The 25,243-nt window shown below is 42.7% G+C and carries 27 protein-coding genes; 15 read left to right on the top strand and 12 right to left on the bottom strand.

Annotation, left to right across the window (positions count from 1 at the left end; translation table 11 throughout):
• The 7 genes from ACFSJE_RS00135 to ACFSJE_RS00165 form a co-directional block, all read right to left on the bottom strand.
• Complete coding sequence (locus ACFSJE_RS00135) at window positions 1-207, bottom strand: hypothetical protein (protein WP_379828879.1); 207 nt, start codon at window positions 205-207, stop codon at window positions 1-3.
• The gene (locus ACFSJE_RS00140) at window positions 200-556 is read right to left on the bottom strand and encodes a hypothetical protein (protein WP_379828881.1); all 357 of its coding nucleotides are present in this window, start codon (window positions 554-556) and stop codon (window positions 200-202) included. The genes ACFSJE_RS00135 and ACFSJE_RS00140 overlap by 8 nt, the downstream gene beginning before the upstream one ends.
• Complete coding sequence (locus tag ACFSJE_RS00145; RefSeq protein ID WP_379828882.1) at window positions 557-892, bottom strand: YtxH domain-containing protein; 336 nt, start codon at window positions 890-892, stop codon at window positions 557-559.
• 131 nt (window positions 893-1,023) lie between these two features.
• A complete protein-coding gene (locus ACFSJE_RS00150) occupies window positions 1,024-2,565 on the bottom strand; it encodes a vanadium-dependent haloperoxidase (RefSeq protein WP_379828884.1) in 1,542 nt (513 codons plus the stop codon).
• Window positions 2,555-3,568 carry a transporter family protein gene (locus ACFSJE_RS00155; RefSeq protein ID WP_379828885.1) on the bottom strand — a complete coding sequence of 338 codons (1,014 nt, stop codon included), beginning with the start codon at window positions 3,566-3,568 and terminating at the stop codon, window positions 2,555-2,557. Before ACFSJE_RS00155 ends, ACFSJE_RS00150 begins: the two co-directional genes overlap by 11 nt.
• Before the next feature lie 226 nt (window positions 3,569-3,794).
• The gene (locus tag ACFSJE_RS00160) at window positions 3,795-4,406 is read right to left on the bottom strand and encodes an alpha-ketoglutarate-dependent dioxygenase AlkB family protein (protein ID WP_379828887.1); all 612 of its coding nucleotides are present in this window, start codon (window positions 4,404-4,406) and stop codon (window positions 3,795-3,797) included.
• 38 nt (window positions 4,407-4,444) lie between these two features.
• Entirely contained in the window at window positions 4,445-5,293 is an 849-nt protein-coding gene (locus ACFSJE_RS00165; protein ID WP_379828889.1) for a bifunctional helix-turn-helix domain-containing protein/methylated-DNA--[protein]-cysteine S-methyltransferase, read from the bottom strand.
• A 203-nt stretch (window positions 5,294-5,496) separates the two neighbouring features.
• Between ACFSJE_RS00165 and ACFSJE_RS00170 the strand changes: the two genes are divergently transcribed.
• The 12 genes from ACFSJE_RS00170 (at window position 5,497) to trxB (ending at window position 17,544) form a co-directional block, all read left to right on the top strand.
• Window positions 5,497-5,952 (top strand): (2Fe-2S)-binding protein, encoded by a 456-nt coding sequence (locus ACFSJE_RS00170; protein ID WP_379828890.1) that lies wholly within the window; start codon window positions 5,497-5,499, stop codon window positions 5,950-5,952.
• Window positions 5,953-5,974: 22 nt separating this feature from the next.
• A complete protein-coding gene (locus tag ACFSJE_RS00175; protein ID WP_379828892.1) occupies window positions 5,975-8,179 on the top strand; it encodes a xanthine dehydrogenase family protein molybdopterin-binding subunit in 2,205 nt (734 codons plus the stop codon).
• 482 nt (window positions 8,180-8,661) lie between these two features.
• Entirely contained in the window at window positions 8,662-10,116 is a 1,455-nt protein-coding gene (locus tag ACFSJE_RS00180) for an arginine decarboxylase (RefSeq protein ID WP_379828894.1), read from the top strand.
• A gap of 19 nt (window positions 10,117-10,135) precedes the next feature.
• Window positions 10,136-11,074, top strand: a complete 939-nt coding sequence (speB, locus tag ACFSJE_RS00185) for an agmatinase (RefSeq protein WP_379828896.1) — start codon at window positions 10,136-10,138, stop codon at window positions 11,072-11,074.
• Window positions 11,067-12,041, top strand: a complete 975-nt coding sequence (locus ACFSJE_RS00190; RefSeq protein WP_379828898.1) for a deoxyhypusine synthase family protein — start codon at window positions 11,067-11,069, stop codon at window positions 12,039-12,041. The genes speB and ACFSJE_RS00190 overlap by 8 nt, the downstream gene beginning before the upstream one ends.
• A 2-nt stretch (window positions 12,042-12,043) precedes the next feature.
• A complete protein-coding gene (locus tag ACFSJE_RS00195; RefSeq protein WP_379828900.1) occupies window positions 12,044-12,367 on the top strand; it encodes a hypothetical protein in 324 nt (107 codons plus the stop codon).
• 123 nt (window positions 12,368-12,490) lie between these two features.
• Window positions 12,491-12,943: an NUDIX hydrolase gene (locus tag ACFSJE_RS00200; protein WP_379828902.1), complete on the top strand. Its 453-nt coding sequence runs from the start codon at window positions 12,491-12,493 to the stop codon at window positions 12,941-12,943.
• Window positions 12,909-13,325 carry a VOC family protein gene (locus tag ACFSJE_RS00205; RefSeq protein ID WP_379828903.1) on the top strand — a complete coding sequence of 139 codons (417 nt, stop codon included), beginning with the start codon at window positions 12,909-12,911 and terminating at the stop codon, window positions 13,323-13,325. The genes ACFSJE_RS00200 and ACFSJE_RS00205 overlap by 35 nt, the downstream gene beginning before the upstream one ends.
• Complete coding sequence (locus tag ACFSJE_RS00210) at window positions 13,325-14,110, top strand: RMD1 family protein (RefSeq protein ID WP_379828905.1); 786 nt, start codon at window positions 13,325-13,327, stop codon at window positions 14,108-14,110. The genes ACFSJE_RS00205 and ACFSJE_RS00210 overlap by 1 nt, the downstream gene beginning before the upstream one ends.
• A gap of 64 nt (window positions 14,111-14,174) precedes the next feature.
• On the top strand, window positions 14,175-15,494 hold the full coding sequence (gene rimK, locus ACFSJE_RS00215) for a 30S ribosomal protein S6--L-glutamate ligase (RefSeq protein ID WP_379830027.1): 1,320 nt from the start codon (window positions 14,175-14,177) through the stop codon (window positions 15,492-15,494).
• A 66-nt stretch (window positions 15,495-15,560) separates the two neighbouring features.
• Entirely contained in the window at window positions 15,561-15,935 is a 375-nt protein-coding gene (locus ACFSJE_RS00220) for a hypothetical protein (RefSeq protein WP_379828907.1), read from the top strand.
• Window positions 15,936-16,575: 640 nt separating this feature from the next.
• Entirely contained in the window at window positions 16,576-17,544 is a 969-nt protein-coding gene (gene trxB, locus ACFSJE_RS00225) for a thioredoxin-disulfide reductase (RefSeq protein WP_379828908.1), read from the top strand.
• 74 nt (window positions 17,545-17,618) lie between these two features.
• Here trxB and ACFSJE_RS00230 read toward each other — a convergent pair whose 3' ends face one another.
• From ACFSJE_RS00230 to ACFSJE_RS00250, 5 genes are all read right to left on the bottom strand, one after another.
• A complete protein-coding gene (locus ACFSJE_RS00230; RefSeq protein ID WP_379828909.1) occupies window positions 17,619-18,068 on the bottom strand; it encodes a hypothetical protein in 450 nt (149 codons plus the stop codon).
• A gap of 181 nt (window positions 18,069-18,249) precedes the next feature.
• On the bottom strand, window positions 18,250-18,972 hold the full coding sequence (locus ACFSJE_RS00235) for a head GIN domain-containing protein (protein ID WP_379828910.1): 723 nt from the start codon (window positions 18,970-18,972) through the stop codon (window positions 18,250-18,252).
• A gap of 86 nt (window positions 18,973-19,058) precedes the next feature.
• Entirely contained in the window at window positions 19,059-20,795 is a 1,737-nt protein-coding gene (locus ACFSJE_RS00240) for a PspC domain-containing protein (RefSeq protein ID WP_379828911.1), read from the bottom strand.
• 9 nt (window positions 20,796-20,804) lie between these two features.
• Window positions 20,805-21,134 (bottom strand): PadR family transcriptional regulator, encoded by a 330-nt coding sequence (locus ACFSJE_RS00245; protein WP_207097318.1) that lies wholly within the window; start codon window positions 21,132-21,134, stop codon window positions 20,805-20,807.
• 200 nt (window positions 21,135-21,334) lie between these two features.
• Entirely contained in the window at window positions 21,335-21,817 is a 483-nt protein-coding gene (locus ACFSJE_RS00250) for a DUF4870 domain-containing protein (protein ID WP_379828912.1), read from the bottom strand.
• 169 nt (window positions 21,818-21,986) lie between these two features.
• Between ACFSJE_RS00250 and ACFSJE_RS00255 the strand changes: the two genes are divergently transcribed.
• The 3 genes from ACFSJE_RS00255 (at window position 21,987) to ACFSJE_RS00265 (ending at window position 25,240) form a co-directional block, all read left to right on the top strand.
• Entirely contained in the window at window positions 21,987-22,442 is a 456-nt protein-coding gene (locus ACFSJE_RS00255) for a DUF4442 domain-containing protein (protein WP_379828914.1), read from the top strand.
• A gap of 171 nt (window positions 22,443-22,613) precedes the next feature.
• Window positions 22,614-23,414 (top strand): TIGR00266 family protein, encoded by an 801-nt coding sequence (locus tag ACFSJE_RS00260; protein ID WP_379828916.1) that lies wholly within the window; start codon window positions 22,614-22,616, stop codon window positions 23,412-23,414.
• 125 nt (window positions 23,415-23,539) lie between these two features.
• The gene (locus ACFSJE_RS00265) at window positions 23,540-25,240 is read left to right on the top strand and encodes a GMC oxidoreductase (protein WP_379828918.1); all 1,701 of its coding nucleotides are present in this window, start codon (window positions 23,540-23,542) and stop codon (window positions 25,238-25,240) included.
• The last annotated feature ends 3 nt before the right edge of the window (window positions 25,241-25,243 follow it).

Here is a 25,243-nt window from a genome sequence, read left to right on the forward strand (position 1 = left end):
TTATCGGAACAATCTTTTGAGAAGGTAGGCGAAGATAAAGCCTTTTAGTGGGCTGAGAATTCGGTTTGCAACCGTCAATGGTTGCACAAAATCCTCAAACTCATTTTTATTGGACTTGAGTGCCTCTAAGTTGATATCTTTTTTGAGTCTCAAGATTTTCAACTCCTGTTTTATTTCCCTCATGGATGTAAAATCGGTCTTACTCATCCCTTAAAATGGTTTTTGAAAGTTTTTGAATGATTCTTTTTTCCACTTTATTTTTGAAAAGGGTGTAGACCACAACCATCAATATGATGTACAAAATGCCGGTAAGCGCATATCCCAAGGCCCTGTTTTCAAGGATATTGCCCAAATAAATGGCCAAGGCAATGGAGAAGAGTGCAACGGCCATCATTCCCAAGATAGAGAAAAAGGCCAGTTTTACACTGCCAATGCTCAGCTCGGCGGTGTGCATGAACAGTTTCAATTTGTAGTACTCCCAAGAATTTTTTACATATTCTTGGGAGTTGTCTATTGACTCTGTTGTGACTTTCCCTATGTTATTGATGGAACTCATTTATTTAGCGGCTGTTTGTAGTTTCTTGTTTTTGGCCTTAAGCTCTTTCAACTTTGATTCCAATGTTGTGATCACATCTTCTGCCTTATAACTTGCAGAGGAGACCAAAGACTCTACTTCATCCTCTAAAGAACTGGTTTTGGAACTGAATTTTTCCACTACTTGATTTTTCAACTGTGTGGTACTTTGGGCCACATCGTCTACCAAGCTGTTGGATTGTTCCACCAATTTTTTTCGGGTTGCTGTTCCTTTATCCGGAGCGAACAAAATTCCTATCGTTGCTCCTATGGCCGTTCCAGCCAAGATTCCTAAAATTGTATTACTACTATCGCTCATGGTTTTATGTTTTATTGATTTATAACAAAACTATACCCTTTAATTGCGATAGATTAGTTCAATACATTTAATGATTGACTCAAATCCGATTTTTAGGCCGATATTGAGATATTTTTGAATAAAATTGAATTTTAATTATCTGCTCCGTCTGCTCGGGCTCTGTCAATGGTATATTGGGCCACTTCTCTACCTTGGTCGGTGCCAACCGTAGCATCAAAACTCCAATGAATACCACCATAAACACGAGAGATTGCGGCTTCTTCGGCCCATCCTCTGACTTTTGAGGCCTCATCTGGGAAAATATAGGCCAGCACTTCTGATGCTGCAGCTGAAAACACACTATGCCCAGAGGTGTAACTCGGAAAATTAGGCGTTCCCGCTATGGTCTCAAAATTTTCAATTTGTTGAATAGGTCTCGGATAATGATAGTAATATTTGGCATCCCAACAACTGATTCCAGAATCCATGATGGCCATGTTCATGTACGCCAAAGTACGTGCCGTTTGTAATGGATTAAGTCGATATTCCACGATAAATTCATTCGCAATTCGATTCCAATGGCCGGGTGGGGTATAGGTACCCAGTCCATCTTGCCAGAAATTGGCAATTCTTCGGTGTTCATCGGTCATGTTACGGGCATAATCTTTCAATAGTTCCACATCATCCAAATATTCCTGAGAATCCAATTGTGGAGGTGGAATGGGGCGTACACTCTCCACATCATCAATGCTCCACATGGTCACCTTACTGAATAAAGGGGTCAGGCCCACAGGACGTTCCGGTATTTCAAGGTTGTCCCAAGCCCATCCAAATCGTTCAAAAGCAGCTTGTTTGATGGAATCCGACACCGCTTTGGGGGTTTGTGCTTTACTCATGCCATCTGTACTGGCGCGGGACAATCCCATGGCCGAAACCGCATCACCGATGGCAACCCCGGCTGTAATATCGCTCTGTACATTGCTGCCAGAATTGATAAGGCTCTCCAAATGTTCTTCTTCCAATTGTTGCAGATATTCTGCTTCCAACGGAAACATGGCTGTTAGAATATTACGTGACGCTCTAGCAATTACCGCTCCATCTGAAGGGTAGGATGGAATGTCATTTTCTTCATAAGCATATTTTATGCCTTCATCCACTTGGTAGGGGGCAGCTCTGTTGTATTGATATTTATAGTGCCAAGCACTTATGAGTCCATCAAACTGGGCAACCGACATATAGGCCAATGCCCTGCAGGCATAGGGTGGGTGTGCAAAAGGAAATGCCGGTGGGCCTTCGGGGTTTGCCGGATTCGGCAACGTATAGGTGCCATCTTCATTTGGGCCTGGAATAAGGTTGTATTTGGCAATGAGTTCCAATGCAATTTCATTCCATCGCACCGTTGGATTATTGGTCCAGTACTTTACCGCGTTCTTTTCCTTTGATGTCATGCTGACGATAGCCGTTTTTACAGCATCAAGCTCATCTTGATATGCTTGGGAATCCGTTGCATCGGGAGCATCAATGTCGATGGCATCCCCTGCATCCAATAGAACCGGCGTCCAATCGCCTCCATTTGCATTGAGTTCGGTAAAGGTATAGCCCTCATATGGGAGGTACCTTGGAGTATCTTTTTCACAGGAGGCCAAAATGACAAGACCTATGGCCAATAGTAGTGTATATATTTTAATCTTCATTTTCTTCTACTTGGATTGATTTCTTGAATGGGTTGAACTGATAGGTAACACCAACACCGGTGTTGCTTAGTTTGGGCATGTTTTGTCCGTCTATGATTCTGTTATGATAGGCCACAATACCCAATCCTTTTAAAGATTTAAAATAGTATTGGGCGGAAAAACCGATTCGGTCAAATTTGGTTCGGTTTGTAGGTTGGGCCGCATTGTAAGCTCTAATGTCGTCTCCACTGGTCGATGCCAACCCGGTGTAGTTGAACTCCAGTTTTAGGGAGTAATTGAACAACCACTTTCCTACAACTGCGTCGTATGTCCACGCATTGGGAACATCCATCCAAGCGGTGTAATAGCTACCATCAGCGTAGTAGTAATCGCGTTCAGCCTCAGTATAACCCCGCCACAAATGGGCAATGGAGCCTCTAACGTATAAACCGTTGTTCCATTGGTATTGGCTTATGGCCCGAAGGGAGAACTCTGGAGCACCAGCACCAATGCTATAGGGTTTGTAATCCGAAAGATAGTTGGTGAAGGGTGTAGAGAAACCAGCTGTGGCAAATGCGGTTAACTCCCCATTGAGCACAGTTTCCTTGATAGCACGATATTTAACCGCCAAACCAAGGTCTTGAAAACCCCGTGCACCTGTAAATTTCCCTCCATTGGGTTCGGATGAATCCGTGTTGATGAAGGGGAGTCCAACATAAAAATTAAGATTGTCAAAAATGCCAATGGCCGCCATCGGAAGTACTGTATTTCGGTCCACGGTGGCAATGGTTTCATTGGAACGTAACTTTTCGCCTTCCCAATATCGGTCAAATGAGCCCATGTCATACGCAAACAAGACACAGATGTTCTTGGAGGGCATCATTAGGGCGTCGCTAGGGGTCTGTGCTTCAACTGATGTTGTGGGAACAACATAGAAAAGGACTTGGAGCAGTATCGCACAAGTCCCAAAGAAGCTGATTTTATGCTTGCATAACGATATGCAAGCATTCTTCGTTTGAATCATGTTTAAAGTTTGATTGAAATAGGTTTCTTAATAGATTGATTTCCATCACATTGAAAAACTGTTATTTGCAATGCTCAAGTTGTGGGCTAAAATAAAGCTATGGACTAGGCCCTAGAGCTAATGAAAGATTAAGGGAGGTTAAGGAAGGAATAAGGGAGCTAAGAAAGGGTTAAAATAGATTTGTTCAATCTTAATGTCTGAAAAACAGAGCCTTGAACGGTATTATTTAAAGAGAATTTATAGTCCGAAAGGTCAGGTTAATCCGCGGTTTGTGTATGACTTTGGTAGGAGGGAGGCGATGCAGCCAGTGCGTTTGGGTAGTATCTTTCATGACCAGCAAACTGCCGTGCTCCAAAAACAGGGTTACTTTTTCTTTGGTCTTTTTGTGCTTGAAGGAAAATCTTCGTTCAGCCCCAAAGCTCAGCGAACCTATCGCACCATTTTTTTTGAGGTCTTTTTCTGCATCGCTGTGCCAGGCCATACCTTCTTCTCCCGTATGGTATAGGTTGAGCAAGCACGAATTATAGGTTTCCCCGCTGCGCTGTTCTACCAATTGTTTCAATTGCAAAAGTTCATCAGTCCAAGGCAGGGCCCTTTTGGTGTTTTTGGAATAGGTATATTCAAATGGCTGGTCACCATACCAAGCCACTTTTCGCTTGGTTTCAATGCGTTTTCCATAGATGATGGCCACATCATTTTCCCATGCGATGGTGTGCAATAGTTTCTCATAAAAAACATTGGCGTCTTCATGGGTCATAATAGGACCATGGTAATTGACAATGCCATCCACGGGCAGCCAATTTTTTGTAAGGTCTATTTGGCTACTGAACAAATCCATTTTCGTTCTTTTTAAACCCTAAAATAATGGATAAAAAGTTAGGGAGTTCCATTACGATGAGCGGCTTCCCATCCAATGATGGCATTCTTGCGGACGCTGCCCCACATATAACCGCCCAATTGGCCTGAAGATTGAATCACCCTATGACAAGGGATTAAAAAAGCAACCGGATTGTTTCCAATGGCAGTTCCAACTGCCCTAGAAGCCTTTGGGCTGTCAATTTTTTGGGCAATGGAGCCATACGTAGTCAAACCGCCCAAGGGTATTTTGAGCAGGGTTTCCCAAACCTTTAGTTGAAAAGGGGTGCCGCTGAGGTGCAATTTAATTTGGTCCAGTTTGCTCCAATCATGTTGAAAAATAAAGAGGCCATCCTGTTGGTTCTTGTCCAACAGCTGATGATAATCCGCATGTGGAAATCGGAGCTTTAAATTCTCCAGTCCCTTCTGCTCATCATCAATAAAGGACATGTGGCAGATGCCTTTTGTGGTTGAGGCAACCAGCAAATTCCCGAAGGGACTTTCTGCAAAACTGTAATTGATTTTTAAGTTTTCACCACCATTTTTAAATTCTCCCGGCGTCATGCCTTCAATAGTAATAAAAAGGTCGTGGAGTCGACCAGTCCCGGATAGCCCGGTTTCTTGGGCGGTATCGAACAAAGTGGCTTGTTTCTCCTTTAGTAACTGTTTGGCGTATTCAATGCTGATGTACTGCATAAATTTTTTGGGACTTACCCCGGCCCAATCCGTAAAAAGTCGTTGAAAATGATACGGACTCAAATGAACAGATTCCGCAATCTCATTCAAAGAAGGCTGTTCCTTAAAATTTGAGCTGATAAATTCTATCGCTTTCGCTATGCGGTCGTAGTCGTAAACAGCTTGTGTTGTCATGGCTTACAAATTGATTGATAACAAAAGTATTGGACCTTTGGAACCGGTAAAACCCGAATCTTGCTTCTTTGCCTATTGGTAAGGTACAAATTGTATCTTTTGTGAAATTCATATGGATTTAATGTTAATTTTTTCCAAGATGTCCCAATTTGGAATGGGTCTTTGCTAAAAAACCCATAAATTCAAGTGAATTTTTAGACATCATGGCAACATTTACACTTAACATCAACGGACAAAAGCAAGAAGTGGATGTAGATCCGTCCACGCCCATACTTTGGGTTCTGCGAGACAATTTAAAACTAGTAGGCACAAAATACGGCTGCGGTATTGCACAGTGCGGTGCCTGTACCATTCATGTGGATGGCACGGCCACCCGATCATGCGTGTTACCAGTATCCAGCATTGGGGATAAAAAAATCACCACTATTGAGGGACTTTCAGAAAACGGGGATCATCCTGTTCAAAAAGCATGGCTCGAAGTGGATGTGCCCCAATGTGGCTATTGCCAAGCAGGTCAGATTATGACGGCATCTGCACTTTTGGAACAAAATCCAAATCCCACAGATGAGGAAATAGAAACCGCAATGAACGGTAACATCTGCCGTTGTGGAACATATCTTAGGATACGAAAAGCTGTGAAAACCGCATCACAATCATAACCCTCCCTTCAAAACACACATCATGACACTTATAAAAACTAAAATTGGTCGACGTGCCTTCATTAGAAATACCGGTTTGGCCGGTGGCGGGCTCGTTCTTGGATTCAACTGGCTGGCTTCCTGCAAAATGACCCCGGAGCAAGTCAATAGTATGCCCAAAGAGTGGTTTGAACTCAATGGATTTTTGAAAATTGGGGATAACGGAATGGTAACCATCATGTCTCCCAATCCAGAAATTGGGCAAAACGTAAAAACGGCCATGCCCATGATCGTGGCAGAAGAGTTGGATGTTGCCTGGAAGGATGTAATCGTGGAACAGGCTCCTTTGAATACCGATATATTCACTAGGCAATTGGCTGGAGGAAGTCAATCTATTCGTCAAGGATGGGAAGGACTTCGAATGGCGGGCGCCACTGCCCGACAAATGTTGAAGGAGGCTGCGGCGAAAGCATGGGAAGTGCCTGTTGGTGAAATCACTACTTCCGAAGGGGTGCTCACCCATGAAGCCAGCGGTAAATCTGCCGGATATGGCGAAATTGCCTCGGCTGCTGCGGGAATTGAAGTTCCCGAAGAAGTCGAACTAAAAGAACAAAAAGACTTTAAAATCATAGGTACCGACCGCCTGAATGTGGACGGTCCGAAAATTGTGACGGGAAAACCGTTATATGGACTTGATGTACAACGTGATGGAATGCTCATTGCCATGATTGTGCATCCACCGGCCTTTGGCATGAAACTAAAAGATATGGATGCTGAATCCGTAAAGTCCATGCCAGGAATAAGGGATGTATTTGCTATTGAACCCTATCCTGAGGATTTAGAGAAACAGTGGTCGGATGGTGGAGCCATTCAAGAATTAGCTGTCGTTGTTGGTAACAGTACATGGGAGTGCATGCAGGCTAAAAAGGCCCTGAAAGTGCAATGGGAGGAAAATTCCAAACTCGAAAGTTCCGCATACCATGATGAAGCGCTTGCGGAGTTGCTCAATACTGCTCCAAAAGAAGCCGCACGTAAAGATGGCGATGTGGATGCGGCGTTCAAAAAAGCCGCTAAGATTGTGGAAAGTACATATACAGCTCCTTTTTTGGCCCACAATACCATGGAGCCCATGAACTTCTTTGCCGATGTAACTGCTGATAAAGCAGAATTGCTAGGCCCCATCCAGACCCCGGAGTTTTTGGAAATAACCTTGGCATCAAGATTGGGATTGCCCAAGGAGAAGATTGATATTATGATGACCCGAATGGGAGGAGGGTTTGGACGCCGTTTGTATGGAACCTTCGGTGTTGAGGCTGCGGTAATTTCGCAAAAAGTGGGTGCTCCAATCAAATTGGTATACACCCGTGAAGATGATATGACCCAAGGCACCTATCGCCCATCATATAAGGTAAAATACAAAGCAGGTCTGGACGAAAATGGGAATCTGATTGCTTGGCATGTTAGAGGTGCCGGGACCAACGACGATCTTATTTTTGAAAATCGTTTTCCGGCCGGAGCAGTGGACAACTATTTGGCTGAAAAGCATAGCTTGCAGACCAATGTGACCACTGGGGCATGGCGCGCCCCACGTTCCAACTTTATCGCGGGAGCGGAGCAAGCCTTTATGGATGAAGTAGCCGAGGCAGCTGGAAAGGACCCTATTGAATTCAGGTTGGAATTGTTTGATCGTGCCATCTCGAACCCAGTGGGTGACCCAAAAAATAATGATTATGACCCAGAACGTTATGCCGGGGTTTTGAAATTGGTCAAGGAAAAATCCAATTGGACCGATGGAAGTAGTGGGAAGTCTCGAGGTGTATCTGCCTACTATTGCCATAACTCCTATGTGGCCCAAGTGTTGGACTTGACCATGAATGGGGATACACCAAATGTGGACAAAGTATGGTGTGCGGTGGATTGCGGAATAGTCATCAATCCATTGAGTGCCAAAAACCAAATTGAAGGTGGTATTGTCGATGGTATTGGTCACGCAACATTTAGTGCAATGACCTTTAAGGATGGTAAACCGGAACAGTCCAATTTTGACAGATACCGCCTTATTCGAAATATAGAAGCACCAAAGGAAATTGAAACCTTTTTTGTGGATAATGGCATCGACCCAACTGGTTTGGGCGAACCATCATTACCGCCAATTGTAGGGGCATTGGCCAATGCAATGTACAAAGCCACAGGAAGGCGTCACTACAATCAGCCATTGATAAGTGACAAGCCTCCGTTGGTAGGATAAGGATATAGAAATACTCAGGGTCTATTGTTTGGGTTAAAATCTGCTATGGACTTGGAGTTTTGTAGCTGTTTTTTTGAGCTTCGGACAAAAGACCCTGTTTAGATTGTTGCGATTTTTTAGAGTTAAATTATTGATTTACAATAGGTTGATTAAATAAATAATTTTTCATCAAAAAAGTTGATGTGTTTAATTTTTGTTTATGTTTACCCCTTGAATGAGTCCATCCAAAAGGACGCATTGCCTATATCGTTGAAAAATTTTTTCATGTCCGGGCTTTTGGGAATAAGGAAGTCTACCCAAATAGCCGTCTTACGAATAAGACACCGGATTTTGAGGCTGACTTCCGAAATGCACTCCGTAATCCGTGATTTCTCACGGAGCTCTTTCTTTGTGGCCTATACCGTATTCGAATTTCGCATCTGAAAATTAGCGGCAACCAGCTATTTAATTTTAATACAGTTTATTACCAAAGCGAAATATAGATGAAAACAAAGTACATCGACTTGATCGAGCAGACATATGATTTTCCACAGGAAGAATTCCAACTAAAGGATAACAAATTGGAGTTCCATGGCATTGACCTTTATGATATGGTTCAGCGTTATGGCACCCCTCTAAAGTTTACCTATCTGCCCAAAATATCCAAGAACATCCAGCGGGCAAAGGAATGGTTTGGCTCCGCCATGAAAAAGCATGGTTATAAAGGAACATACCACTATTGCTATTGTACAAAAAGTTCCCATTTTGAGCATGTTCTCAATGAAGCCCTTAAGAATGATATCCATATTGAGACCTCGTCAGCTTTCGATATCAATATTGTGGAGCAATTAAAGAAGAATGGTAAAATCTCCAAGAACACTTATGTGATTTGCAATGGGTTCAAGAGAGATCAGTATGTCCAAAATATAGCCCGGTTAATCAATGAGGGACACAAAAACTGTATCCCGATCATTGACAATTATGAGGAAATCGAACTTCTGAGCGAAGCCATTGACGGCAAATTCAAAGTGGGCATCCGTATTGCATCTGAGGAGGAGCCAAAATTTGAGTTCTATACTTCAAGATTGGGGATTGGGTACAAAAACATTGTTCCTTTTTACAATCAATCCATTAAGAACAATGACCAGGTTGAGTTGAAGATGCTGCATTTCTTCATCAATACTGGGATACGGGATACTGCTTACTACTGGAACGAACTCTTAAAGTGTTTGAAGGTTTACATCAGCCTTAAAAAAGTATGTCCAACCTTGGATAGCCTTAACATTGGTGGAGGTTTCCCCATTAAAAATTCTTTGGCGTTCGAGTACGATTATGAGTATATGGTGGATGAAATAATTCATCAGATTAAGCAAGCCTGTGATGAAGCTGAGGTGGATGTACCCCATATTTTTACTGAATTTGGAAGCTTCACCGTAGGTGAAAGTGGTGGAACCATCTATGAAGTACTCTATCAAAAGCAACAGAACGACAGGGAAAAATGGAACATGATCAATTCATCGTTCATTACCACCATGCCAGATTCTTGGGCTATCAGTAAAAGGTTCATCACTTTAGCCATCAACCGATGGAACGAGGAATACGAGCGTGTGCTGCTTGGAGGGTTGACCTGTGATAGCGATGATTATTACAATTCGGAGCAGCACATGAACGCCATCTATATGCCCAAGTACAAAAAGGACAAACCTTTGTACATTGGCTTTTTCAATACTGGGGCCTACCAAGAAACCATTGGTGGTTTCGGTGGATTACAACACTGTTTAATTCCACATCCCAAGCACATATTGATTCAGGAAGATGAGCATGGCAATTTAAAAAGCTCTGTTTTTGCAGAACAACAAACCGCCGAAGAATTCCTGTCCATTTTGGGCTATGGGCCAAAAAAAGATAAAAATGGTCAACTGGACCACAAAAAGCTGCTGGTTTCCAGCAAAAACTGATTACGAACTGGTTTAAAAAATGAAAACGAATAGAATGTATGCCGGTATTTCAAAGGAATACGGGTCGGCCGAAAAGGCCAAAGTGGTGTTGTTACCCGTCCCCTATGACGGCACCAGTACTTGGGGCAAAGGAGCGGACAAAGGGCCAGAAGCCTTTTTGGAAGCTACGGATAATATGGAACTGTATGACATTGAGACGGATAGCGAAGTGTATAAAGTTGGTATTTATCTGGCGGATGCCGTTACCGATTTTGCTTCGCCCGAAACCATGGTCAATGCAGTGCATAAAACGGTAAAGGAGTACATCAACCGAAACAAGGTGGTGACGATGATCGGTGGGGAGCATTCCATTTCCATTGGCGCCATTAGAGCATTCAATGAATATTATGATGACCTAACGGTGCTTCAGATTGATGCCCATACCGATTTGCGCAAAGAATACAATGGCTCAAAATATAACCATGCTTGCGCCATGCACGAAGCCAATGAGACCACTAATCTCATTCAAGTGGGCATTCGAAGTATGGACCACTCCGAAACCTTGGTGATGAATAGGGACAACGTATTTTTTGCCCATGAAATGGTGACAGACGATTTTTGGATGGACAACGTTATCGATTTAATGACGGACAACGTGTATATTACATTTGATTTGGATGCCTTGGACCCGTCCATCATGCCGTCCACTGGAACTCCGGAACCGGGTGGGCTTTTTTGGTATGAGACGTTGGACTTTTTAAAGAGGGTGTTTGAGGAGCGAAATGTAGTGGGGTTTGATCTTGTAGAACTTTGCCCCAATGCCAATGACCGTTCGCCTGATTTTTTGGCCGCCAAATTATATTATAAAATGTTGAGCTACAGGTTCAACGAAAAAAATGATTATATCGAAGATGGATTTGTTGAAGACGACGAAGATTTCAAGAAGTCCAACACAATACTAGATGATTACGATGAGTAAAAAAGGAGAAATATCACAATTTATTGAAAAATATTACCTTCATTTCAATGCAGCCTCTCTTGTGGATGCCGCAAAAGGATATGAAGCACAATTGGACCAAGGATCAAAAATGCTCGTTTCCTTGGCCGGTGCCATGAGTACCGCGGAGCTCGGCAAGATTTTTTCGGAAATTATACGTACCAATAAAGTACACATTGTTTCCTGTACTGGTGCCAACTTGGAAGAGGACTTGATGAACTTGGTGGCACATTCCCACTATAAACGAGTGCCCAATTATCGAGATCTTACCCCTCAAGATGAGTGGGATTTGTTGGAAAAAGGGTTAAACCGGGTTACCGACACCTGTATTCCAGAGGAAGAAGCCTTCCGTAGATTGCAGAAACACATCTTCAAACTATGGAAAAAGGCCGAGGAAGAAGGCAAGCGCTATTTTCCACATGAATATATGTATCAACTTTTGTTGTCCGGCGTTTTGGAAGAGTACTATGAAATCGATATTAAAGATTCATGGATGTATGCCGCGGCCCAAAAGAATCTGCCCATAGTCGTTCCCGGATGGGAAGACAGTACCATGGGCAACATTTTTGCCAGTTATGTCATCAAGGGTGAATTAAAGGCCAGTACGGTTAAATCTGGAATTGAGTACATGACCTTTTTGGCGGATTGGTATTCTAAAAATTCCGATAAGGGTATCGGGTTTTTTCAGATTGGAGGAGGAATCGCAGGTGATTTCCCGATCTGTGTAGTACCCATGTTGTATCAAGATTTGGAACAGACCGATATTCCGTTTTGGAGCTATTTCTGTCAAATCAGTGATTCCACAACAAGTTTCGGTTCTTATTCCGGAGCTGTTCCCAACGAAAAGATTACCTGGGGTAAATTGGACATCCACACCCCTAAATTCATAATAGAGTCAGATGCGACCATTGTGGCGCCATTGATTTTTGCCTACCTACTAAACATGTAATGATGAAAAACAGACAAACCGTGGCGCTAAAACGCGTAATTGTGGATTACAAGAAGTTGGATAACAAAGTACTCAACCTCTTGGTGGAAAAATATCCAGATGGGTATGACGATGACGATATCGTTACCTACCGAAATGCAGATAATGAAGTGGTGGAGTGTATCGAGGTGCGTACCGAGGATACCGCGTATTTGATCAAGGTGAGCAAACGCTTGGTCATGGCCATGGAAGATTATGATGTCAATGACGACAATGACGACGACAACGATGAAGAACGGTCATTGGATACGGAAGGATTGGAAGAAAGCCCCGAAGAAGAGGATTGATCTCCCCACCTTCAATTTTTGTAAAAGCGACAAATACTTTGACTAAATTGCCAGAGTAGACATAACTTAGGGATTAATCATGGAACGGGCAGGCTCCCTGTCCGTTCACATTATCTAACAGATATGAAAAGAGTGGTCAAATCACGTCTAGTGGCCTTGCACAAGAACAAGGTGCTCGTACTACAAAAGGTAGGCAGGCCGCTACGGTACACTTTGCCTGGGGGCGTAAAGAAAAAGAAGGAGACGGAGGAAGAGACCCTGATCAGGGAAGTGGGAGAAGAAATTAAATTGAGACTGGCACCCGGAGAGGTTCAGTTTTACCTATCCCACATAAAAAAGGGCAAAGTAATGCCCGTTATCAGAAACTATTTTCTCATCCAATTGCAACCATCGGTCATTAAAATAAAGGAAAAGCACAAGTTTGAAGCGGCATTTTGGGTAGATTGGAAAGAAGCGTTGCCTTTTATGGATCAATCGGACAGGTTGGCGGTGCGGTCATATTTTAAAAGTTTTGGAAGAAAAACAAAGAAAAACGAAAAAAATGGAGGTCAATTTTCATCTCGCCTTGCCATGTAAGGACATAGAAGAGACCCGAGCCTTCTATCAAGACGTTATCCAGGCCAATTTGGGTAGACATACCGAAAAATGGTTGGATGTTGACCTGTTCGGTCATCAATTGACGTTTACACAGTCGGGAAATTTCAACTTCGATTTTAAGAATTATCGGTTGGAAGATTATATCTTACCATCATTTCACTTTGGAATTATTGTTCCAGTTGCCCATTGGGATGAATTGTACGGAAGGCTTTCGGAAATGGATTTGGAGATTACCACCGAAGCCACATTCATGCAAGATAAAGTTGGGGAGCACCTTTCCTTTTTTGTGCAGGACCCCAATGGATACATGGTGGAATTTAAAAGCTTTAAGGACGCTACAGAGATCTTTGCCACAGAATAATGGACTTTAAGGCCATAGCGCTTCACCTTGCCGGAAGTATTGATATTTCTGGATGTAGGCAGGCGATTCATAAAAAACTATTGTTTGGAGATCGGGATGAGCTGTTTTATTCCGATGAAGGCGGATATGTGTATATTTTCAGATATGGCATTGTGTCCTTTTGCGGGTTGGATGAAGCATCCATTGCAACCATAACTTCAGAACTGAAACCCTTTTGTGAGGCTTGGCAACAGTCGGACCTTACGGAGGAAATTGAGGTGGAATTGGCATCGGGCAATGTGAAACCCAAAGTCACCAACAACAAGATTATCTTGCCCGAATCCGATATTGAAGCTATGCGATTGACGTTGTTGCACCTATCCCAATCGGTGGCATTGGATTATTTTTCAGGGCTTTCCGAACAAATCATGAAGGAAACCCGCCAGCACACCAACCATTTGGAGCTTTATGGAAAACTGGATTTGGGGGGTAAGAAGTTGAAAAGTCATATTGGTCGTGTTTTGAACATCAATAACCAGATTTCGGAAAACCTGTATATTTTTGACTCCCACGAAGTGACTTGGGAAGATGAGCATTTGGACCGTTTGGACCGAAGTTTAAAACAAATCTTTGATTTGAAGGAACGATATCGTACCATTAAAGAGCAAGGATACATCATAAAGGAAAACCTGAGCCTTTTCAAGGATATCATGGACCACAGGGAAAGTAGCCGATTGGAGTGGATAATCATCATTCTTATTTTGGTCGAGGTGGTGGACCTGTTTATTATGCGATTGATTAACTAACAATAGATTTATTTTGGACAGTACTAAAATATTGGGCAGTGAGGAATGGTGCCGATTGGATGAAATGGGAATTCCCGCTATCAAGGCGCGGGTAGATTCAGGAGCAAAAACCTCTTCCATTCAAGCTAGTAAAGTAAAAATATTCACCAAAGGTTTGGAAGATTGGGTGCGTTTTGAAGTCAATCCAATTCAGGATAACCGCAGCATTTCCATTCTCTGCCAAGCCAAATTGTATGATGTTAGAAGCGTAAAAAGCTCACAGGGGATATCCGAAGAAAGGCCCGTGATCAAAACATTGGTGACCATCGGAAAAAACACCTTTGAGATTGAGCTTACGCTGGCCAATAGGGATACGATGGAATACCGAATGTTGTTGGGGCGCGAGGCCATCAGTTCCAGATATTTGGTGGATCCCTCTGAAAGTTTTTGTCAAGGCGATATTACTACGGATGAAATTACCACCAAGTACCGTCCGTACATGAGTGAAAAGTCAGGCTTGACCTTGGGGCTCTTGGCCAGTAATCCTGAATTGTACAGCAACAAAAGAATTATTGAAGCAGGGGAAATGCGAGGACACAAAGTGGTGTTTTTGAATGTGGAGAATGCCTATATGAAGTTGGATGCCAGCTCTCCTGAAATTCGTTATCGTGGTGGCAATATTTTGGATAAGTTCGATGCGGTGATTCCCAGAATAAAGCCATCGGTTACCTTTTACGGTTGCGCACTGTTGCGACAGTTTGATACGTTGGGAGTTTACTGTTTAAATTCCGCTAGCGCCATCAGCAGGTCCCGGGACAAATTATATGCCTCGCAATTGTTCTCCAAGCATGATATTCATATTCCCATAACAGGATTTGCCAAATCACCCATGGATACCAAGGACCTTATCCGAATGGTAAATGGTGCTCCATTGATCATTAAACTTTTGGAAAGTACCCAAGGCAAAGGAGTAGTTCTGGCGGAAACCAACAAAGCGGCGGAAAGTGTGATCAACGCTTTTAAAAGTGTGCAAACCAACATCCTGGTTCAGGAGTTTATCAAGGAGGCCAACGGACAGGATATTCGTTGTTTCGTTGTAAATGGTAAAGTGGTGGCCTCTATGCAGCGCCAAGCACAAAAAGGGGAGTTTAGGGCCAATATTCACCAAGGTGGGGCAGCTTCATTGATAAAGATAACCCCGGAAGAACGGAAGTTGGCAGTAAAGTCCGCAAAGGTGCTGAATTTGGATGTGGCAGGGGTAGACATCATTCGCTCTAATAGAGGGCCATTGTTGTTGGAAGTGAATTCTTCTCCCGGTTTGGAAGGTATTGAAAACACTACTGGAATGGACATTGCCAATGTAATGATAGAGACCATTGAGCGCAAATTGAAATATCATAATTGATTGACCTCTAGGGAATTTCTTGTTAAATAATTTGCTTTTCTCACTATTTCTGTTATCTTACAAGGTATGGTTGGAAAAGAAATAGACGAACATAAGGACTTTTTAGAACGAGCAATAAACTATCTTAAAGAGAGAGGTTTTACCAATATTAAAACAGATTTGCCGGGGTATGAATCACCCAAAACTTTTGTGAAAAAGAAGGGTGGCACCAATCTTTCGGCAGACATATCTGCCCATAAGAACGGTAGAAAGTATTTTTTTGATATTAGCCTCAAGTCTTTTGATCCGAGTAAGCTCAAATCCAAATGGCTGCTCTTGGACACAGTGGCACGATTAAAATCGAATCGATTTAAGATCATTACCACCAAAGGACACTTTAAGTTTACGGACACACTTCTGAAAGATGTAAATTTAACCAGCAAGGAACCCATCCGAATATGATAATGAAGACCTCTTTTTAAGAGGTCTTTTTTTTTGACCATCCTTACCAATAATTTTTGTTTCCCAAAAGAGGTTGAAACAAAAATGGCATTTCTCACAGTTTTTTGAATCAGGCAATCCATGTTTTTTTAGATCCAAAATGAACGGATTCTGACCACATCCAAAAAAAATATGAATTCAAATGGGGCATTCGTTAACAGATATGCCCCATTTGTTAATTGGGAGGATGTCAACCAGTAAATCATGGTAAGTTTACCCCAACAAATGCAAAACTCTTTGTAGTTAAAGCACAAACCTCCCGAAAATAGGATACGTTAATTGAAGGTATTTTACCTGTTCTTAACCTACTGTCTTGTTTGAAAGGGGTTACCGTTGCGCCGAGGGGTTTTGAGGTTGAGCCCCTTGGTTGTAACGGTTTTTTACGATCAAGTACAATGTTTTCATAAACTTGACCTACGTTTCAGCGAAAAAAGAGCCTTTCCCAAGGGCTCTTTTTTATTTAAACTCAAATGCACAGCCTCTCCTTTTTATATTGTTCACATCTTTTAAAAAAAACGACACATATCCCACACCCGTCCGTTGTAAGTTTCTATGCAAAAAACCTACTTTTGTAAGATAACTTATTGAGGAAGATTTTGCTATGTCAGAACAAATGGAAAGAATAAAAACGTTGATTATTGGGTCAGGACCTGCTGGATATACCGCAGCAATCTACGCAGCTAGAGCTGATTTAAAACCTGTGATGTACACAGGAATGGAACCTGGAGGACAGTTGACCACAACCACAGAAGTTGACAATTTCCCAGGCTATCCCGAAGGGATAGATGGACCTACCATGATGATGCAGCTTCAACAACAGGCAGAACGATTTGGTACCGAGGTTCGAATTGGTATGATCACTGCTGTTGATTTTAGCGATGAGTTTGGAGGAATCCATAAAGTTACCGTGGACGATTCCCAAGTGATTGAGGCGGAAACGGTCATTATTTCAACTGGGGCTTCTGCCAAATATTTGAACATTCCTAGTGAGCAACGGTTGCGCGGAGGCGGTGTTTCTGCTTGTGCTGTTTGTGATGGATTCTTTTACAAAGGACAGGAAGTTGCTATTGTTGGAGCAGGGGACACTGCGGCTGAAGAAGCTTCTTATCTGGCCAATATCTGTAAAAAGGTGACTATGTTGGTCCGTAAGGATTATATGAGGGCTTCCAAAGCCATGCAGCATCGCGTCAATAGTATTGATAATATAGAAATCAAGTACAACACAGAAGTGGATGAGGTTCTTGGTGACCAAGTAGTGGAAGGGCTCAGAATGGTGAACAATGAAACTGGAGAAAAAGAAGAGATTGCCATAACCGGACTTTTCATTGCTATTGGACACAAGCCCAATACGGATATTTTCAAGGGTCAGTTGGATATGGATGAAACGGGATACATCATTACACAGCCCAAGTCCACCAAAACCAACAAGCCTGGGGTGTTCGCCAGTGGTGATGCGCAGGATAAAATTTACAGACAGGCCGTTACTGCAGCCGGAACAGGCTGTATGGCCGCTTTGGACGCAGAACGGTATTTGGCCACTGTGGAAAGCAAAGAAACCGTTGAATCATAAGCAGAACTTATGACTTTAATGAAAAAAGGCACTGAAACAATTCAGTGCCTTTTTTTGGTGCATACGTATCCAATTTAATCGATGCGCCTATAATTTTCAGAAAAGGTCTTGTGGCCTTCCTCATCAAGCGATATTTGACTGTAGGTATCATTTTTTAAATCAAGCTCAAAAACAAATTCGGTCAAGGTGTCCAAAGCCTTCATCATCTCTGCATCCCCATAAATAATGGTTTCATGAAGCTCATTATCCGTGATGTAGTATGAACCGTATCCAAATCTTCCATTCTTATCTTGGGGCACATATCTGGACCACATGACTTTACCATTGTAATACATTTTTACCTGACGATACCCATCTGCTTTGGGCATGGTTTCCGATACATTTATCCCATCATCATAGCTGTAGAAGCTTTCTAATTCCCAGGTACCTTCAATGGAATGCATGTTGTCTGGTTCGGGGGCTGTAAATCTTGTGGCCGAGATTAATACCAACATTAAAATGGCCAATCCCAATATTTTCTTCATAGTTGTTAGTTTAGTATTAGACTACATTTCCCTTAATAAGGTACAAATAATTTTAACAAATATTTAAAAATTAGTCAATAAAATTAAGGATGTGTTAAATGAAAAAAGGCCTAGCAAAATGCCAGACCTTTGGTCGTATTAAAATGAAAAAAGTGCTATGAACTAATCGTTGCTTTTTGTATCAATATTTGTGTACGCTGCCTGAAACAGATTTCTTTTTCTGTACGCTGGCCTCTCCGGTGTAAGATATATCAGCACCACTACTGGCATCGGCCACTAATGATTCAGAAACATTTACAGAGATATCGGCACCGCTACTGGCATCCGCATTGCAGGTTTTGGCCATAAGTCCGCTCGCCTTAATGTCGGAACCGCTGCTTGCATCAGCATAAAGCATGTCTGTTCTTCCTGAAAGTCGAATATCGGCTCCGCTACTGGCGTCCGCAGATACTTCATGGGCCACAACCTCTACTTGAAGGTCAGAACCACTACTGGCATCCAATGCTATGGTCTCGGACTCAATTACGTTTTGTGCAATGAGGTCTGCACCACTGGAGCTTTTTAAAGCAGTGACCTTTGGTAGGGTTACGTAAACCTTTTTCGTAGCCCTTCCAATGTTCTCAATGGCGTGGATTTTAAGTCGGCCGTCCTTTACATCGGTTCCGATCAAGTCAATGATGTTCTCATCTGCTTCAACGGTGATTTTGTATTCCTTGTCTTGGGTAACAAAAACGTCCAGACCTTCCGATGCGGTGACTTCGGTAAAATCCTCATCTACGTTTCGGGTTTCTTCCACTACTTCCCCATTACCTTTTTTACCGTCCCCAAAGCTCATATCGAACATACAGGAGGAAGCAAAAAGAGAGAATAGTGCTGCGATGGCTAATCTTGCTAGTGTTGTCATGATTGTTGTTTTAATGATTGATTCGAAATTCGTTATTGCTATTCGTTTGATGAATTCATAGTTGCCCAATTGTTGAATATGGGCGCTCAATTGTTGTTTTTGTCACTTGCCTTTACTTTGATACCGTCCTCATTGATCTTCATCTCAAAAGAATCTTGGTTATCTTTAAGGTTGATGTCCACCCCATCTTCATTGATGATGATCTTTCCACCTTCTTCTTCCTCTTCGGTTTCTTCGGGCTCTTCTGGACAATTTTGGCATTTTAACTCGCCATCCTCACCCATGAGCCAAATGTAACTTACAAGGCCGCTTCGGTAGTAATCCTTATCGTTGTCAATTCCGCTTCCAATGTGTCCTCTGGTGGATTCTTCAAATTTCACCATCTTTCCCTCTGGGATATAGAGTGTAATGGTCACTTCTTGATCTCGGGCCTTGTTTGAAATTGCAGTGTTAAGGTGTTTATCCAAAGCTATGGTATTCCCTTCCAATGCATATCCATAGTTGATTTCTTTGGCTCGTTCTCTGGCTACCACAGAAGTGCTTCCGTGGGAATCTTTCCGCACATTGATGCGCACATAATCATCGTCTGACTTTTTAGTGATGATGTGGATATCGTCAGAAATCAAAACCCTATTATCATTTTCGTCATAACCGAAGGTCATGCGCCCAAAGTGAACATCTTCCCTGTTGTGCTCAAAGCCTGTAGGCCTCATTTTTATCACAAGGGTGTCGGAAGGATTCTCCATAAGCATCTCATCCTTTTCGTGAATACTTCCCACGTTGGCAAATTCAGCCGCTTGACGTACGCCAAGGGCAAAAAGTACCCCAATCGATATCATCCAAAGGCCCAATAGTGAGAACTTGGCAATGTTTCCGATGGATTTTAGGTTGTTCACCAAAATCTTCAAGCCCAAATACAGTACAAAGAAAAATGGGATTGCAAAGGCAAAGAAGATCAACAAAGAAACTACCCAAACCGGCGCGCCTGTGGTATTCACGATTTCATAAAAATCCACTCCGGGAAAATGCACGGAATTCAGCAGTCCTACGGAAAACAACGCGATGAACAATGCAATAAGGCTTGCTGCACCAATAATGATCAATAAAATGCCAATGAACTTTCCAAATACTTTGAAAAGGAACATGATAATGTCACCTATGGCATCAAAAAAGGTCTTGGAGCTGCTTTTGACCTTGTTGCCCACTTTTTCGTAGTCAACGTTTTTTACTTTGTCGGCAACATCATCAAACCCCTCTTTTACTTTGCGTTCTATATTGCTGATGTTGATAGGCTCTCCCCGCATATCCAATTTTTGCGAGGTAGTAGCAGCTTCTGGTACCAAAATCCAAAGTAGAATGTAGGCAACCAGACCAAATCCGGTGAAAACGGCGAGTAGGATAAAAATCAACCGAATCCAAAGGGCGTCAAAACCTAAATAGTGTTCCAAACCGGCGCAGACACCACCAATGTATTTTTGGTCAATGTCGCGGTACAGCTTTTTGGCTTTGGCGGTAGGAGGAGTATAGGTCTTTTTGGGCTCATCCTCAAAGATGTCCTCATCCACCATATAGTCCTCGGGTTGCCCCATAACGTTGATGACTTCATCTACCTGTTTTTGGGTGATGACCTGTCGTTCGTTTTCCATTTTCTCCAAAAAGAGTTCGGCTATTCGAGCCTCGATATCGGCGATGATCTCATCGCTTCCGGGTGTGCCGGAAAAGGACCGTTTTATGGACTCCAAATATCGTCTCAGCTTGTTATACGCATCATCATCGATGTGGAAGAGCGTATTGGCTAAATTTATATTTACTGTCTTGTTCATTTTTTGATTTTATTTTGTGTTGGTTACCAGATTGACTGCGTTTCTTAGTTCATCCCAGGTTCCGTTGAGTTCATTCAGGAACAATTTACCGGTTTCGGTAAGGGCGTAGTATTTTCGAGGAGGTCCCGAAGTGGATTCTTCCCAACGATAGTTGAGCAAACCTGCGTTTTTCAACCTCGTCAATAAAGGGTATATGGTACCTTCCACTACTAACATCTTGGCGTCTTTCAGGGCCTCCAGAATCTCGGAGGCATACTTGTCATCATCCTTAAGGATGGACAAGATGCAGTACTCCAGAACCCCTTTGCGCATCTGTGCTTTTGTGTTTTCTATGTTCATAACTTCATGGTTCTAATTTTGCCGAACTTGGTTCGGTATCTGTTTAACTGTCCGTTTTTTGTTTCCACTCCAGTCCCCTGTGATGAGCAGGGGGAATGGAAACGTTTTTTGATTGATGATTGATTGATTGATTGATGAATTTTCGTTTTTTGATTGTCCCTTCGACTTCGCTCAGGGCATGTGATTAAACTCCTATATGCTTATTTGATGAATTTTATGGTCAATGGATATTTAAAAGTCTGTCCCTCATTGGTACGAATCGTGGCCAAAATGGTATACACAATGTTTACAATGGCCAATCCAACTTGAATGACCCCGCTGATACCCACCGGCCAGAAAAAGCGACCGAACTTAAAGTCATCGCTGCTAATGCTGATGTTTATATTGTTCAAATCACTCAACCGGTGAATTCCAAAAAAATCCCAGTCAAATGCATCAGGCCAAAAGCCGATAAAGAAAGGGATACTGATCAACCCCGCTACGATAGAGTAGAGGAGCATACTTATTTGAAAGTTCAAAGCCTGCTTACCGTTGTGGTCAACAAAGGCATGATCCTTCTTATTGGCCGTCCACAGAATCAAGGGGAGTATAAAATTCCCAAAGGGGATGAACCACCTGGAAAAGGTGGACGCATGGATCAGTGCGGATAAATTTCGTTCGTGTTTGGTTAATGTTGTAGCCATTTTTTTGATTGATGAATTACAAATAAAATTAGTTTACCTATTAGCTTACGATGCAAATATATATCCAAAAGATGGTACTATGCAAAACAAAGTACCATATATTAACATATTTTTAACATATTGAAGTCGTCGCTATTTTGCCTATTTTTAGGGTTCTTAAACTTATGATATGGCTCTTACACCTAGTAAAATCAACACATTTACCTTTTTAAAGCTGCCATCCGCTTGGTGGTGCGGCGTTCGCCTCAAGTCAATTGATGACAACAGAGCAGTGACCACCGTGAAGCATAAATGGGTGAATCAAAATCCATTTAAATCCATGTTTTGGGCTGTTCAGGGCATGGCGGCCGAGCTAAGTACGGGAGCTATGGTGATGAACGAAATCCAGAAAAGTGGCAAGAAAATCTCCATGTTGGTGGCCAACAACAAAGCCACATTCACTAAAAAGGCCACTGGCCGTATTGTATTTACATGTGAGGATGGGCATCTTATCGCCCAAGCCATTCAAAAAACTATTGCCACAGGGGAGGGGCAGACCCTTTGGATGAAATCCGTAGGTATCAATGAAGACGGGTTAGAGGTTTCCACCTTTCATTTCGAATGGACAATTCTATTAAAAAAGTAATGGATAATATCTGTCATTGTCACCCTGAGCGCAGTCGAAGGGTTGAACGGACGGTGAAGGTGAAGGGCTAAGATTATAAAAAGTAAAAATTAGAACTCTCTTTTCTCATATTTCTGTAACAAAACCCCAAACACATCAACATATAAACACTTCAACAAAAAAACGAACAACATGAACGCACACGAAATAGACTACCACATTTACGGCGAGGAAATGCAATATGTGGAGATTGAACTGGACCCGCAAGAAGCTGTTGTGGCCGAGGCCGGCAGTTTTATGATGATGGATTCCGATATAAAAATGGACACCATCTTTGGTGATGGCTCCAATCAAGATTCCGGGGTTTTGGGCAAACTCTTCTCTGCAGGGAAGCGCTTGCTTACAGGAGAGAGCCTTTTTATGACCGCTTTCTTGAATATTGGCCAAGGTAAAAAGCAAGTAAGCTTTGCTTCGCCCTATCCTGGTAAAATTATTCCCATTGACCTTTCAGAAAAAGGTGGGAAGTTCATCTGCCAAAAAGATGCATTTCTCTGTGCCGCCAAAGGCGTTTCCGTGGGGATTGAATTTTCCAAACGTTTGGGTCGCGGATTTTTTGGTGGTGAAGGTTTCATCATGCAAAAACTGGAAGGGGACGGCATGGCCTTTGTGCATGCGGGTGGAACCATGGCAAAAAAAACATTGGCTGCCGGGGAGACGTTGAAAGTGGATACCGGATGTATCATTGGATTTTCACAAACCGTGGATTACAATATTGAATTTGTAGGCGGAATTCGAAATACCGTTTTTGGTGGTGAAGGTTTGTTCTTTGCAACTTTGCGAGGTCCAGGAACCGTTTATATTCAATCGTTGCCCTTTAGCAGATTGGCCAGCAGGGTATGGGCCGCTGCTCCTAAGGGAGGTGGAAAAGATAAGGGTGAAGGCAGTATTTTAGGTGGTTTGGGCGATTTATTGGACGGTGATAATAGATTTTAATTCGCAACCCACAAAATCACTTTTTTGTAAGATCTAGTTAAAAATGTGTACAACACACAATTCATTTGTCCTGACAATTATTAATAGCTATATTGATTGAAAATTAACTTTCATCAAATAGATTAATGGCAAACTTTAACATCGACGCCAAGAAAGACGTAACCTATGATGCCATAGTCATTGGCTCAGGCATCAGTGGCGGATGGGCAGCGAAAGAATTGTGTGAAAAAGGCTTGAAGACCCTTGTCCTTGAACGCGGAAAGATTGTGGAGCATGTTGTGGATTATCCCACCATGAACCTAGACCCGTGGGATATGGAACTCCGTGGTGGACTCACCCCGGAACAAAAAAAGAAACACTACAAAGCCATCCGTTCTGGATGGATTGGAACAGACACCGAGCACTTTTGGGCCGATGATGAGTCGAACCCTTATACAGAGGAGAAACCTTTTTTGTGGCTACGCGGCCATCAAATGGGCGGAAAATCCCTTTTATGGGGAAAACAGACCTATCGGTGGAGTGACTTGGATTTTGAAGCTAACGCCAAAGATGGTCATGGAGTGGACTGGCCTATTCGCTATAAGGATATTGAGCCTTGGTATACCTATGTGGAAAAGTTTGCGGGCATAAGTGGGGAGGCTTTGGGACTTCCACAGTTACCCGACAGCCATTTTCTTCCCCCAATGGAACTCAACTGTGTTGAAAAGCATATAAAATCCAGAATAGAAGAACAATTTAAGGGGCGGAACATGACCATTGGTCGTGTTGCACACCTTACACAGCCTCATAATGGTAGAGGTCAATGTCAATATAGGAATCGATGCAGCAGGGGCTGCCCCTACGGGGCATATTTCAGTAGTAATGCCACTACCTTGCCAGCAGCAAATGCTACTGGAAATTTAACCATCAGGCCCTATTCCATTGTGCAATCGGTAATCTATGATGACCAAAAAGGCAAAGCCACCGGAGTTCGTATTATCGATGCGGAAACCAATGAGGATATTGAATATTCCGCCAAAATCATTTTTGTAAATGCATCGGCATTGAGCACGACCCAAATTTTGATGAACTCCAAATCCAATCGATTTGAAAACGGTTTGGGGAACGATAGTGGAGAGTTGGGTCACAATCTTATGGACCACACCTACAGGGTTGGTGCCCTTGGTAGGGTTGAAGGCTTTGACGATAAATATTACAAAGGCCGACGACCCAACGGAATTTACATTCCCAGATATGTCAACATTGATGAAGCCTCCAAATCGGATAAGTTTGTACGTGGATTTGGCTACCAAGGTGGGGCACATCGCGGTGGTAATCCTGCGAATATTGAAGCATTCGGGGCTGAATACAAGGACAGTATTTTAAAACCGGGCCCATGGGAATTTTTCATCACGGGCTTTGCGGAATGCTTGCCATACCACGAAAATAAAATCACGTTGAACACCGACGTTTTGGACAAATGGGGACAACCTACCTTGTCCATCGATGCGGAATTTAAGGAGAATGAAAAAGCGTTGAACAAACAGATTCAGGAGGATGCCGTGGAAATGCTCGAAGCCGCTGGCGTCAAAGATGTTTTAGGTTTTGATAATGAGCATCCACCGGGCTATGGAGTGCATGAAATGGGGACCGCTCGTATGGGAAGGGACCCAAAAACATCCGTTTTAAACGAATTCAACCAAGTTCACGCTGCCAAGAATGTGTTTGTAACCGATGGAGCCTGCATGACATCATCATCCTGTGTAAACCCGTCTTTGACGTATATGGCACTCACCGCCAGAGCGGCCAATCATGCAGTTTCTGAACTCAAAAAATTAAACCTTTAGGAA

This window comes from Flagellimonas iocasae, assembly GCF_042682725.1.
GTDB classification, from domain to species: Bacteria; Bacteroidota; Bacteroidia; order Flavobacteriales; family Flavobacteriaceae; genus Flagellimonas; species Flagellimonas iocasae.